This is a genomic window from Acanthopleuribacter pedis, assembly GCF_017377855.1.
Lineage (GTDB): Bacteria > Acidobacteriota > Holophagae > Acanthopleuribacterales > Acanthopleuribacteraceae > Acanthopleuribacter > Acanthopleuribacter pedis.
Map to the genome: position 1 here is coordinate 205681 of NZ_JAFREP010000010.1, position 13894 is coordinate 219574.

Genomic DNA, 13894 nt, shown 5'->3' on the forward strand with positions numbered 1-13894 from the left:
CACCGTAGTGCCGGCTCAGTTCAGGTAGGAGGGCCTTATAACCTAAAGCGCATTCTTACAGAAATTCCGCCAAAAGGAAGTGTAAAAGATCGCAGAATATTAAACGCTTCGCGTAAATTTGCTACGTACGCACAGGATGAGAAGTTTTTGATAAGTTCGTGTTATGGTCGGCTCCATTGTCCATCACCCGCGTTGCCACTCTATTTAATATGAAGGATCCCCATGAATCTCCGTGCTCTGGTTCCGATCACCCGAACCCTCGCGGCGCTCGCCGTCTTGCTGCTCCTCCACTGCGGCAAACCACCCCAACCCAAGGTTGAACCCGAGGCACCGGAACCACCGCTACCGCCGCAAGGACACCAATTCGTTTTGGTGGACAACTGGCCGCTCCTGCGCGACGACGCGGATCACGACGCCATGGTCCGTGCCCTCGACCGACAAGCGGCCTGGCTGGCACGCAAGCCCGCGGATTGGACCTGCACGGTGGGACCCCATCGGGTCGAACGGGATCGGCTCCGCGATACCCTGCTCCGTTTCCGCGACATCTGGCTGGCCCACAAGGAACAACCCGAGGCACTGCAGAACGCGCTCCAGGCCGAGTTCGACCTGTACCAATGGACCTACAACGGGACACCCGACATTTTGTTAACCGGATATTTCGCCCCGGTCCTCGACGGCCGACATCGCGCGGACACCGAATACCGCTTCCCCCTGTACCAACGCCCCAAGGATTTACTCACAATCCGCGTCGACCAGTTCGAACCCCGTTTCCTTCAGCCTGGCTCCAGCCTGCGCGGCACCGCGGTCATGGCCCGCCTGGAGGGCCGCAACGTGGTGCCCTACCACGACCGCGCGGCGATTGACGGCGCGGGCAAACTCGCCGGCCGCGGTTTGGAATTGGTGTACCTCAAGGATTACTGGCACCTATTTTCGTTCCATGTTCAGGGCGGCGGCTTCGTACGCTTGGAAAATGATCGATACGTCAAACTCAACTACGCAGGCAAAAACGGGCTGCCCTACGTCTCCGTTGGCAAGTTACTGATTGAAGCCGGCCACATCACCCGCGAAAACATGTCGATGCAGGCACTCAGCGATTATTTCGCCGCCAACCCCGACGAGGTGGCACGCTGGTGCTTCCAAAATCCAAGCTACGTCTTTTACCAATCCGACGGCCGCACCTATCCCGATTTACAGCCGGACCTCTTCCCCCACGGTTCACTTGGATTCCCGGTCACCACCAAACGCTCGCTGGCCTTCGACAAGAAGTACTTTGGCGGCGGCATGCTGGCATTTGTGCAGGGAACCATCGAGCGAAGCACGGCGGACCGCGAGCCTTTCGGCCGGTTTGCCATTGACCAGGACACCGGCGGCGCCATTCGCGAAAACCATGTCGATGTGTTTATGGGCGCGGGCGACGAAGCCCTGCGCGACGCCGGTTTTTTGAAGGACAAACAAGGCCACGTCTACTTTTTGATCCTCAAACCCAAAATCAGCGCCTCGGCGGAATAACCCCCAACACGCCAAACCACTTGCTTTATGCGTGTTAGCATTTCTTTCAAACTTTTTTGATTTTTTTGCGGACGGTTCGTGGCTTTTTGGTGAGTGTATCAGTGGTAGAGCATTTTGAAGGGAGCTTGTAAACTCCTAACGCATTCGCGTTAACTTGCCGGTGGTTTTCAGATCCACCGGCTTTTTTTTTGCAGGATGGTTTGAAGATACGGCTTTGTCGTTTCGGGTTGGCTGCTGTTGGTATCCCGGCTTTGCTCCCTTCTGGGCTGGGGCAGGATGCGGCCCTGGTCTACGACCCTTTTTTGCCGATTCCCGACGTTGATTGGGCCGTTGCTTCCTCTGTTTTTGATGCTTCCGTGATTGTTTCGGCCGTTGCTTCTTTTGGCGGTCTGTACGCTGCTTGACGAGGCGTACTACCGTTTGTTTCGTTGACATGGGTGGTTAGGAGCTCGCAAAACTTCACCAAAGCCGCCGACCGGAAACGCTGATTGGGGAACACCAAGTACACACCGCCTTGACGCAAGTGGTAATCGGGAAGCAGGCGTACCAATTCCCCGCCGGCTATCGCCGGCAAAACCGCGAAGTCCGGCAAAATACCGAAGCCGACACCCGTCGCGACAACCGAGCGAATCGCCGGGGTCGCATCAAAACTCAGTGCCGCTTCGCAGGTGACCTGGTGGCTTTGTTCCGCCTTGTCATAAAAGGTCCAACGGGTGGGATGCGGCAGGACGCGGTTTTCGATGAACGGCAATGCCGCCAAATCCGCCGGCGTTTCAATCGGTCCATGCTCCGCCAAAAAAGCCGGACTCGCGAAGGGAATTTCCCTGAAATCGCAGAGCTTGCGTGCCTTGTGGCTGCTTTCACGTAACCAACCCACCCGGACCGCTAAATCCAGCTGCGTTTCAACCACGTCCAGCGTGGTATCGCTGAGCGTGAGGGCGATGCGAACCTTGGGGTAACGCGTGCGAAACGCCGCCACCGCACCCACCACCACCTGCATGCCAAATCCCAACGGCGCCGTCACCCGCAAGGTGCCGCGCGGTTCTTCCGCCCCGGCGGCCACTTCCTCATAGGCCGCCGCCACCTCGTTCAGGATCAGCCGCGCCCGCCCCGCCAAGGCCCTGCCCGCCTCGGTTAAATGCAACCGCCGGGTTGTGCGCACCAACAGGGTCACGCCCAATTCGGCCTCAAGCTGCTGGATCTGTTTGCTGACCACCGCCTTGGAAACAGCCAAGCGCGCCGCCGCGGCGGTGATCGTCCCCGTTTCAGCCACCGCGGCAAAATACGGCAAACGGTTGAGGTTGGCGCGTTGATGGGCCATATCGTCACCTTCTAGTTGACAGTGTATTTCCAATGTATCTCTTTTTTTGACACGGATTCAAGCGTAGATTGAGGGTCAAGCAAGGCACGGGTCAGCGAACCCGCCGCCAAAAACTAGCCCGCAATTCTCACAAGGATTCGTCGCGAGAAGCTGAAAGCCTTGTGAGTACGAAGATTACGACGGAGAGACGGCACAGGCGTAGCAGCGCTACGGCGAAGGCGGCTCGACCGAGAAAGCGAAGTAATCGCATGGCTTTCGGCTTCGTAGCAGAATTCCTTGTGAGAATTGCGGGCTGACCCGCATTGCGCATGGGGATTCGTCGCGAGAAGCTGAATTCCTCGTGAGCAGTGCGGGCCACCCAAGGAGTCTGTGATGAACATCTTGTTAATTGGTGCCACCGGTATGATTGGTTCACGTATTTTGGAGGAAGCCAAACAGCGCGGTCACGCCGTCACCGCCGCGGTACGGAACCCCGAGCGCGTCACGCCCCACCAACAGGTGGCGCCCACGGCGTTTGACCTCGCCGACGCGCCGCGCTTCCAAGAACTGGCCGCCAGGGCCGATGTGGTCGTTGCAGCCGTCAGCCCCCGCAACACCGGTAACCCCGAAACCGAAGCCCTCGCCTACGCGGACGCCCTCATCGCCGGGGTCGGCACCACCCGTTTGGTTTTGGTCGGCGGCGCGGGTTCCCTGAACCTGCCGGACGGAACCCCAGTCGCCAACGTGGTGCCCGAACCCTACACCGCCGAGGCCAAAGGCATGCGCGCCGCCTTCGAAAAAATCGCGGCGAGCACGGTAAACTACACCGTCCTCGCACCGGCCGCGGAAATCGCACCCGGCACGCGTACCAACCAATTTCGCACCGGTGGGCGCACCTTTTTGGTCGACGACCAGGGTCAAAGCCGCATCAGCGCCGAGGACTACGCCGTCGCCCTGATGAACGAGGTCGAGCAACCCGCCCATCCACGCCAACTTTTTTCCGTTGCCTATTAAGCAGCGCCGGCAAGCGGGGCGCCTTCACTTGAAAACCAGAATCCCCGCTTGCCGCTTGAACGGCAGGATCAACCTTTAAGGCGAATCGGGGGTGCGCTCAAAATAGTGAAGGATGTTTTTGAACCGTTCTTCAACCATGACAAAAATGTCCATTTCAGCCCACATAAAAAATTCAATAAAATAGTCCGGGGTTTCAACCACCACCACCCAGTAGGTGATCGTGTGTTCCGTGGTTTTTTCAGTTGCCCGAAACCCCAGCGCGGGCATACCACCGACCTGCCGTGCGTCCACCTCGGAAACGCTTGTCTCCACTTCATCTTCTACAAAGGCTTTTCGCAAGCGTTCAACATGCTGCTCGAGCGTTAATCCAGCGGGAAGATCGGACCGTGCCTGCCCGGAAATACTACAAGCCGCACCCAATTGATGATCAACCATGGTGACATCGGCACTCGGCCGAATCGAAGCATCTTGACGCCAACCGTCGGGAACCACCGTTTGATATGCCCGATTCAAAACATAAACCTGTTCGATCTCTCCCTTTTCCCTCCCAACCGCCGCCTGGGCTTGTTCCTGGACGTTTTTGACCACTTCCATTAAAAACAAAAAAAACACAAAGGCAATGATCACAAAAGACAGGGCGCGCACGCTGCACCCCTTCACCGTGCGCAGAAACACTAACGCCGTCACCGGCAAAATCAGCGATCCCACAAAGTACCCGTAGCCAAAAGCGCCGGGGTGTGTTTGCATCACCTCAACAAAATGGCCCGCTAGGTAGATAAACACAAAGAAACTCGCGGTTAGTACCAAGAGCCCGTCGACGAATAGAGAAAAAAGCGCCCGTGGTTTTTTTCCGGTCTCCATCGGCGCCGCTGTCTCCGGTCCCTCATAGGGCGATGCCTCGCGTCTCCCCGCGGGTGGTTGCGATGGGTTTGGTTCGTTCATGGCAAAACCTCTGTTTTAGGATGACCGCACTACCGGCTAAAGATGATCTATCGACCACATGGGAGAATCCATTCAGCTATTTTGGTTGAAAGACAAATCCAAAGGGTCCTGTCGGGCCAAACATGCCATCACCTTAAGCCGGGAGCCGACTCAGAAGCATTCGGAAAACACCTCCAACACTACACCTCACACAAAACCGTTAATTCTTTAGCCAAGAAATTAACTACAACAGCTCACGCAACCGAAGGATAACTCAAAGCATCTCGCCATCTAACCTTCCTCGACCCGTGACACCGCTTCAGGTGCCGCACGTCAGCGCATTCAGGAGTTATCTCATGACCGCTCGGTCCTTTGTCTTCAGCCTTACCGCCTTTTTTGTTTTTCTGCCCGTTGCCGCCATTGATGCCGCACTCGATCAAGATTTTCTCGACATGAGTCTCGAAGACTTGCTTCAAGTGACGGTTGTCAGTGCTTCCAAGAAGGAGGAACGCCTGCTCCAGGCACCTTTGGCGATTTCCACCTTAACCGGCGATGAAATTCAGCGGGCCGGGGCCACCTCCTGGGGTGAAGCCCTGCGTTTGTTACCCGGTCTGATCGTGCGTGAGCAAGCCTCGGGTAATTTTGATGTGCACGTACGCGGTTTCGACAACGTACCCCCCGACTCGCAATTACCGTTTTTGGCCAACACCCTGACCCTGGTCATGATCGATAACCGCATTGTCTACAACTACTTTGCCGGGGGCACTTTTTGGGAGACCCTACCCGTGGGACTCCAGGATGTCAAAGCGATTGAAGTCGTCCGCGGGCCCGCCTCCCCGCTCTACGGTCCCAACGCCGCCGCCGGTGTCATTCACATCATCACCAAAAAGTCGGAGGCCGACGGTTGGCACAGCTCAATCCACGTCGAAGGCGGCCAGGATCAGACCCAGCTGGCATCCCTGCGGAGCAGCTATCGGACTGAGCGCTTCCAATGGCAACTCACCGCCCGCCACGAGGGCCGCGAACGCACCGACAGCACCTACTACAGCTTGGTCGAAGGTCGCGACGTCGCCTCCGCGCTGGACTTGGTCGAATTCGATACCCGCCAACCCTCTCCCCTCGCCCCGATCCGTTTCCCCGATCAGGCCTTGGCCCAGGACAACCAAGCCGCCACCATGCTGTTCCAGTTTACCCCCAACAACGAATGGCGCTATGACCTCGGTTTTGGTTTTGAAGAAAGCGAGGTTCAAAAGGCCTACTTTGAAAACGGCCTGACCCCGTTAAACACCGCCACCTCGGAAACCCGTTTTGTCGATTTCAGAGCGGAGAAAGGCGGCTTCCGCGCCCACGTCGCTTGGTTACAAGGCGATCAAGAGGCCCTGGGTGTCGCCGGCTGGGCCTGGGAGTTCGATACACTGGACGCCGTCCTTGAATACGATCACAGCGTCAACGACCAATTCTCGATCCGACCCGGACTCAGCTACCGCAAAGCCACCTACGACGGTGTTTTTATCGCGGGCGAGCAGGACATGACCACCGTCGCCGCCTCCTTGCGCGCCGAGTGGAACCCCAGCGAAACCATGCGCGTCATTGCCGCGGTGCGCGCCGACCAATACGACACGCCGGACACCACCGAGGTCTCCACCCAACTGGCGGTCAGCTACAGCCCCGACGAAAAACAGAACCTGCGCTTCACCTACGGGAAATCCAACCGCGCACCCTTTATCATCGACACCTTCCAAGACACCGCCTTCACCACGCCTACCGGGTTGCTGTTCGAATTGCGCGGCAACCGCGATTTGGACCCACTCACCAGTGAATCCCTGGAGATCGGCTGGCGCTACCAACCCTCCGCCAAAGCGCAATTCGAGGTGGAAGCCTTTTATGCGCGCAATGAGAACTACAGCGACGTGAATTTGATTTTCGCCGGTCCCGACGGGGAATTCTTTCGCACCACCGGTGTCTTCGACAACTTACCCGTCGAACCGGAACTGACCGGGGCCACCCTCAGCTTGACCCGCTCCATCACCGAAACATCTTATGTACGCGCCTTCGTCACCCTCACCGACACCCGCATCAACGACCACATCAAACCACCGGACACACCGCCGGGTGGTGACGGCCCGCCACCCGACGGCGACGGCGGCCCACCCCCACCGCCACCCGGTTTACCGCCCCGTGAATTGATCGATCTCAACGAAGGCGCAACACCCGAATTTTACGGCGGCATCATCTTCGATCAGCGCTTCAACAAATGGCACTTCAACCTTAACCTGTACACCTACGACGGCGGCGTCATGAAACAGGTGATTGAACAGATCGATCTGGAATCCAAAATCATTGCCAACACCAAACTGACCTACACCTTCGGCAAAAGGGGCGAAGTCTTCCTCAACATCCGCAACCTCAATGACGACGACGCGCGCGAGTTCCTCTACACCGACCGCATCGGTCGCCAAGTCCTCGGCGGTTTCAACCTGCGCTTCTAACCCGCATTTCTCACAAGGAATTCTGCTACGGGGCAACCCAGGCGATTACGAGGAGGCGGCCTTCCGCGGGGCGGCCTTCCGCGGGGCGGCCTTCCGCGGGGCGGCCTTCCGCGGGGCGGCCATCCGCATTTCTCGGTCGAGCCGCCTTCGCCTCAGCTGCTACGCCGAATGGTCGGCCCCGCGAATGGTCGGCCCCGCGAATGGTCGGCCCCGCGAAAGGTCGGACCCGCGAAAGGTCGGACCCGCGAAAGGTCGGACCCCTATGTCGTCTCTCGGTCGCAATCTTCGTACTCACAAGGCTTTCTGCTTCTCGCGACGAATCCTCGTGAGAACTGCGGGCTAAACGAAGTTATGCCGTTCCCACGGTCGACCGGCAGGGCAACGCTTGCCCAGTGGTTTCAGGCTTTTTGGCAAACAAAGCCGTTAAGCCTGAACCGCCCGCCCCCGTGGTACCATCTTTGCCACGCGATAAGGGGGTGGCAATGGCGTGGTTTCGTTTGCATCAATCGCGTTTCATGGTCGCGAGTTTTTTCAGCTTGCTGACCGCCGTGTGTTTTTGGCAAGCCTTGGCAACACCATCCGAAACGCGGCAAATCCTGTGGGCCTGGCTCTGTCTCAATACCAACTTGATGAGCCTCGCCTATTGGCTCAATCGCCCCCGTCTCATCCTCGGCAAAACCCGCGCGGGTCGGATCAACCCCCTACTGCTCGCGGTCAATCTGCCCTGGCTTTTGTTTAGTTGGGTCATTTGGTGGTTACAGCAACGGTTCAGTCGCGAACCCGCCCTTAGTAATCTGGGCACGACCGGCTGGGCCGTTGGCTGTTACCCGGGCCGTCGCTACCCCGGCGATCAGTTCGATGTCTTGATTGATCTCACCGCCGAATTTCCCCGCGCCTCGGTCCGCGACGGCAACTATTTCGCCATCCCCAACCTGGACGCCGTCGCCCTGACCCATCCACCCGACGAACAGGAACTGCATCGCCTCAACATCGGACCCGGCACCCGAGTCCTCGTCCACTGCGCCCAAGGCCACGGTCGCAGCGCCACCTGGTGCGCCCTCGCCTTTCGCGAATTGGGCTGGTTTGCCCATGCCGAGGAAGCCCACCGCTTCATCCTCGAACACCGTCCCAAGGCACAGATTTCCACTTCGCAACGGGCTCAGTTCAATCAGAAAGCCGATTCGCCGACGGCATGAGACTGTCACCCCAGCAAGAGACGCTGTAATTATCACAAAACAGCAGCCTTCATAACATGCTTATTTACAAACTTTACCTCAAGTATACCGAAATTTCGGCCGTCCGGCGGCACCCGGAATGCAGCGCAAAACGCTTGGCATCCTTCCTGCTCTACAACAAATCGCCCATACACGGGTTCCATACCTTGAGCCATATTCGGCTCCTATTTCTATAGCTCATTCGTATCAAGCGCGGTAACCAATCCTAAAACCCACCCGCCATCGCCCGCATTCACCCAAAGGCTGCCACGCGGCAGAAACCCCTGAGAGAACAATGGGGGCGCGGGATCACGTAATGCTGATGGGTGCATGGCGCGGCATGTTCGCACGCGTCGGCGCAACCATGAGCAATGCGGGCTCCAACGATTCTTTTCTCGGGTGGTTCAGCGCTTTAAACGGCATTTAGGTCGGTAACACCCAACCCAAACGCGATCCTTGCCGAATTTCACCAAAGGCCCCAACCACGAGGTTCATCATGTTTTCTTTTCGTTCTACCGCCTGGCTATTCGCCGCGTTGTTATTTTCCTGCTTCCCGCCACTCCAAGCCGACCTTATCCAATGGGACAGCCGTTATTTCGGCCAAGGCGACATCCAACTCGGTTCCGTTGTTGACGCGGTCGGCAGCGACGACGGTCGCTTCCTCTACATTCTGGGCCAAGATTCCCAACGCAACCGGTTGGCGCTCAACGTTCTAAAATACAACGGCCCCGACCAACAACCCGAACTCGTCCAGGTGCTGGACGGGAACGGCTTTGTCAGCCGCATGTTCGACTTGATTCTCAGCCCCGACGGCTACCATCTCTACGCTTTAGGCACGCCCACAAGCTTAAGCGGCGGTCTCACCATTTATGTGGTTGATAAAGAAACCGGCAAGCTCCGCTTAAGCTTCCACGAGTACCATTCGGGCTACGACCAGATTCATTTTGTTGACGACGACTTCATGCTGTTTTTGGTCGGCGACGTGGCGGGCATCGCCAAGAGGGAGCGCATTAGCGGTCGTTTCACAACCGTACAACGTTACCGCAACTACTACGACCAACCCGTCGGCATGCCTACCTTGCCGACCATCCATCAAATCCATCTGCTGCCGGAACGGGACCGCCTGATCGCCTACCATCGCGACGACGCGGCATTGAGCATCATCCAACTGGGTGAACAGTTCGCACCAATCACCGCCACAACCATCACCTTGGACCGCCGCTTCATTGAGGAAGGCAACGCCCTCCAGTTTGCACGGTTCAGCCGCGACGGACGCCATGTGCTGTTAACCGGCAAGCAACACCCAACCCTTTACGAACTGTGGCTCGATTTAGACCGGGCAACGGTCGCCGACTTCCGTCGCACCAGCCTGCCTGTTGGCGACGACCTCGAGGGCAACCTCGTGCAAAAAGTCGCCTTTGATGAAGATGCAGACCGCTATTTCGCCTTCCACGGCCCCTACATGACGGCGGTAGAAACCGCCTTTCCACACGGCCCCACGCGAATCGTCGCGGCACAAAGCGACGAACCCGGCGCGGGCAACGCCGCTTCCTTCTTGTGGTTGGACCAACAATTGGTCACCTTCCCCGAACGACAAAACCTCCAGGTTTGGAACAACCGCAACGAGCCGACGGCCGCGCGGCAACTGCTCGACTTCAGCGGCGGCTTCGGCTGGCAAGGCTTTAGGAACCCGCGCCACATCGCCATCGCCCCCAACGGAACCGATATGTACGTGAGCAACGGCGAACACGGCTTGACCCACTTTCAACACAATCCCGCCGGCGGTTGGTTCCAGTTCCGCGCCAATATCCAGTGCGATCAAACCGCATCGGCCCACATCTTTGAACGGCTGTTGATCAGCGCCGACGGCCGCGCGATGTACGTGCAAAACAGCGCCACCATCCGCCACTTAAGCCGTAACCCCGCGAACGGCGAACTCGCCTTGCTTGCCACCCACATGATTGGCGACCCCCAAGCGACGCACGTGCCCGGCGCGTCCATGTTCTTAACCCAAAACGAGGACGCGCTGCTCAGCATCGACCATCACGGCGACTTGCGCATCTTTGCCCGTGCTGAGGACGGTACCCTCACCGAGCAAAATCAAGGAACCGCTAGCGGCAGCGGGCCTTTGGCCGGCGCACATGCCGCCGCGCTCAACCGCGACGATACCCTCTTCGTGCTCGCTGAAGACGGAACCGTATCCGTTTTCCCCCGAGACGCTTCTGGACGTTGGACACAACAAGCTTTGTTCGAAACAGCACCCGACTTTTTGGCCACGGCACTCGCCTTCGACGACCGCCGCGGGCAACTCTGGATTCGCGGCAAGGACGGCATCGCCCTCTACGATTGGGTTTCGGCTCAAAGCAGCCTCATCGAAAACACCTTGCTCGCGGACAACGCCACCTACCGCTTCGGCAGCGACGGCCCGGTACTGATCGGGGAAAACCACGCACTGATCGCCAACAGCAGGCTGAATACCATCACCGCGGTGGAACGCCGCGACGGTACCTGGACCCCCACCCAAAGCGTAACGGACGTTCGCCGTCGGGGCATTCGCTTGCAAGGCATCACCGCCATGGCTTGGCATCCCACGGAACCCACGGTTTTTGTTCCGGCCCAAGAAGACCAAACCGTGAGTTTTTTCCTGGATACCGTCCTGAGCGACGCGGCAAACGAATAAAAAAGAACCGGCAACCCAAGGACGGGTTGCCGGTTCTTTTTTCGTTGGGACCGGCGAAAAACCGTCATCCGTCCTGAAACGATGGTTCGTCTAAGGCAGTTGCATCTTGTAACCCACCCCGTACACCGAGCGGATCACTTCCACATCCGGCATGCAGGCCGCGATTTTTTTGCGCAAGTTCTTAACGTGGCTGTCGATGGTGCGGTCGGTCACGGCTCGGAAATCATCGTAAAGTTGGTCGACCAATTGATCACGGGAAAAAACGCGACCCGGCGATTTTAACAACACCAACAGAATGGTGTATTCGTTGGGCGTCAAACTCAACAGCTTACCCTTGACGTGAATCTCACGGCGTTCCTCATCCACCCTAAAGGGATTGTCCTCGCCCTCGGCCGCCTCCGCGCCCGCCGCGGCGGGTTTAAACCGGCGCAACACCGTTTTCACCCGTGCAACCACCTCACGCGGACTGAACGGCTTACAAATATAATCGTCGGCACCCAGTTCCAAACCCAACACGCGGTCTATTTCTTCCACGCGCGCGGTCAACATTAAAATCGGCATCTGGGTAAAAGACCGCAACTCACGGCAGATCGTCATCCCGTCTTTGCCCGGCAACATAATGTCGAGCAACAGACAGCTAGGCGATTCTTTTTTGATAAAAGGCACCACCTCGGCGCCGTTCTCAATCCACTTGGTTTCGTAACCGTGGGCACTGAGGTAATCCGTCAACAATTTCGCAATTTTCGGCTCGTCCTCGGCAACCACAATTAACGGCCCTTTGTTTTGATCTTCGCTCACAGGTTACTCCTCACTCACTTCAAGTCCTAAGATCATCGCACAATTTCGTTTTCTCCGTGATGGGTCCATGTCCATTGTTCGACGGGAAACGAAATCGCAACCGCCAAACCACCGAGCTGGGAGGCTTTGGCCGCCAAATGCCCCTCGTGGGCCTCGACGATGTTTTTGCAAATGGCCAGACCCAAGCCGGCGCCGCCGTGTTTGCGCGAGCGCGAAATTTCCGCGCGGAACATGCGGTCAAACAGGCGCGGCAACATTTCGGGCGCCACGCCGGGCGGCGAATCCTCCAGCGTAATCACCACCTTGTCCTCGCCCATCTCCGCGGTAACCCGCACCACCCCGCCCGCGTTGGTGTAGCGGCAACTGTTCTCCAGCAGGTTCGAGAACAACTGCGTCAGCCTTTGGCGGTCGCCCGAGATGCCGATATCCTGGGGCAACTTGTCGACGTGTTCCAAGGTCAGGTCGCGCTGGGCCACCCGTGGTTGGAACAGATGAACCACCGCATCGAGCACCTCGTTGGGGTGCAGGGTTTCTTTTTTGTAGTTAAGCGCGCCCATGTCGGAAAGCGAGAGTTCGTACAGGTCGTTGACGATTTTGGCCAGCACCAGCACCTCGTGGTGGAGCGAGTTGACACTGTCCAAGTCGGGCCGCCGCACGCCGTCCTGAATCGCTTCTAATTCGCCGCGCATCACCGCCAGCGGCGTGCGCAGCTCGTGGGAAATATCGGCGATCCAGCGCTCGCGGGCGCGCTGGTTCTGTTCGAGGGTGGTGGCGAGAAAGTTGAAATCGTGGGCCAACTGACCCAACTCGTCGCCGCGGGCCACCGAAACGCGACGGTCGTAATTCCCGGAGGCGATGGCGTGAACCGCTTTGGCCAGATCTTTGATCGGTCGGGAAAAGTGGGTGGCGAGGAAGAAGGCCACCACCGCCGCCAGCACCAGCATCACCGCCGAGGCCAGGTAAAAACGTTGGTAAAGGCGGCTGACAAAGGTATAACCGGCATTGTCCAGGGGATTACGCGCCGGGTTAATGCCGAGGTAGCCGATGGTCCGACCCTGGGCAAGAATCGGCGCCATGATCAGTTCGCGATCCATCATCGGGGGTCCCATCACCGCGCGTTTGTCGGCATCGAGCACAACCAGCCGCGCGATACCGGGGGGACCGCCTCCGGGCGGTGGGCCGTCGGGCGCTTTGGGTTGCCCTTCAGGCGGCGTTTTTTCGTCCACCATCGCGCGCCAGGCTTCGTTTTCGCTGCCGCGTTCGCTGCTGAAGGGATCGGAAGGACGCGGGCCGGCGGGACCGCCGTCGACCGTGCCGCGGCGCAGTTCGTGCCACAACTTGGGGTTGTCGCGCAATCGTTCCCAACCATAGACCGCAAATTCATTTTGCAGCCGTTCGATAAGGACCTGGCGCGCCTGGATTTCCTCTCCGTCCAAAAACTCGGAGAAGGAATGGCCGAGGCTCCAGTGCAGGAAAACCCCCATCGACACCAAAATCGCCCCACTGCTCAGCATCAGCGCCAAAAACAGCTTGGTAAACATTTTGAGTCGGAACTTCACTTTTTTAGCTTGCACGAGCCGGCTCTCACTTTTAGAGGGAATTGTGAAACAGCAAGGACCTGGGGTTTCAGGAAAAAACGGCCGAACGCCGCACAACCAAAGCTTTTCGCCGCGGGCCAAATCAACCCGGGTGTTGTGAAACCTCTCCCAAGATACTGTGAATCCAAAAGATTCTCAACCAAGAGCTAGCCCGTATTTCTCACAAGGAATTCTGCTACGAAGCCGAAAGCCATGCGATGACGAGGGAGCGGCCTTCCGCGGGGCGGCCTTCCGCGGGGCGGCCATCCGCGGGGCGGCCATCCGCGTTACTCGGCCGAGCCGACTTCGGCCCAGCCCTGCACCCGCGAAAGGTCGGACCCGCGAAAGGTCGGCCCCCTGTGCCGCGGCTTGGTCGTCATCTTCGTACGCAC

At 58.3% G+C, this 13894-nt stretch carries 9 protein-coding genes; 5 read left to right on the forward strand and 4 right to left on the reverse strand.

Annotated features, from left to right (window positions below):
* Positions 1-222 precede the first annotated feature (222 nt).
* Positions 223-1509, forward strand: coding sequence for an MltA domain-containing protein (locus tag J3U88_RS12755; protein ID WP_207859152.1), 1287 nt, complete (start codon positions 223-225; stop codon positions 1507-1509).
* A gap of 289 nt (positions 1510-1798) precedes the next feature.
* Here J3U88_RS12755 and J3U88_RS12760 read toward each other — a convergent pair whose 3' ends face one another.
* Positions 1799-2830: a LysR family transcriptional regulator gene (locus J3U88_RS12760; protein ID WP_207859153.1), complete on the reverse strand. Its 1032-nt coding sequence runs from the start codon at positions 2828-2830 to the stop codon at positions 1799-1801.
* Between the two features lie 372 nt (positions 2831-3202).
* On the opposite strand from J3U88_RS12760, the gene J3U88_RS12765 reads away from it, so the two are divergent.
* Complete coding sequence (locus tag J3U88_RS12765) at positions 3203-3823, forward strand: NAD(P)-dependent oxidoreductase (RefSeq protein WP_207859154.1); 621 nt, start codon at positions 3203-3205, stop codon at positions 3821-3823.
* Between the two features lie 75 nt (positions 3824-3898).
* On the opposite strand, the gene J3U88_RS12770 is transcribed toward J3U88_RS12765, so the two are convergent.
* Positions 3899-4765, reverse strand: coding sequence for a hypothetical protein (locus J3U88_RS12770; protein ID WP_207859155.1), 867 nt, complete (start codon positions 4763-4765; stop codon positions 3899-3901).
* A gap of 335 nt (positions 4766-5100) precedes the next feature.
* On the opposite strand from J3U88_RS12770, the gene J3U88_RS12775 reads away from it, so the two are divergent.
* From J3U88_RS12775 to J3U88_RS12785, 3 genes are all read left to right on the forward strand, one after another.
* A complete protein-coding gene (locus tag J3U88_RS12775) occupies positions 5101-7233 on the forward strand; it encodes a TonB-dependent receptor plug domain-containing protein (protein ID WP_207859156.1) in 2133 nt (710 codons plus the stop codon).
* 482 nt (positions 7234-7715) lie between these two features.
* Complete coding sequence (locus J3U88_RS12780) at positions 7716-8429, forward strand: hypothetical protein (protein WP_207859157.1); 714 nt, start codon at positions 7716-7718, stop codon at positions 8427-8429.
* A gap of 514 nt (positions 8430-8943) precedes the next feature.
* On the forward strand, positions 8944-11127 hold the full coding sequence (locus tag J3U88_RS12785) for a lactonase family protein (RefSeq protein WP_207859158.1): 2184 nt from the start codon (positions 8944-8946) through the stop codon (positions 11125-11127).
* Positions 11128-11217: 90 nt separating this feature from the next.
* Here the strand turns inward: J3U88_RS12785 and J3U88_RS34985 are convergent, their stop codons facing one another.
* A complete protein-coding gene (locus J3U88_RS34985; protein WP_207859159.1) occupies positions 11218-11925 on the reverse strand; it encodes a response regulator in 708 nt (235 codons plus the stop codon).
* A gap of 32 nt (positions 11926-11957) precedes the next feature.
* Positions 11958-13499 (reverse strand): ATP-binding protein, encoded by a 1542-nt coding sequence (locus tag J3U88_RS34990; RefSeq protein WP_207859160.1) that lies wholly within the window; start codon positions 13497-13499, stop codon positions 11958-11960.
* Positions 13500-13894 lie beyond the last annotated feature (395 nt).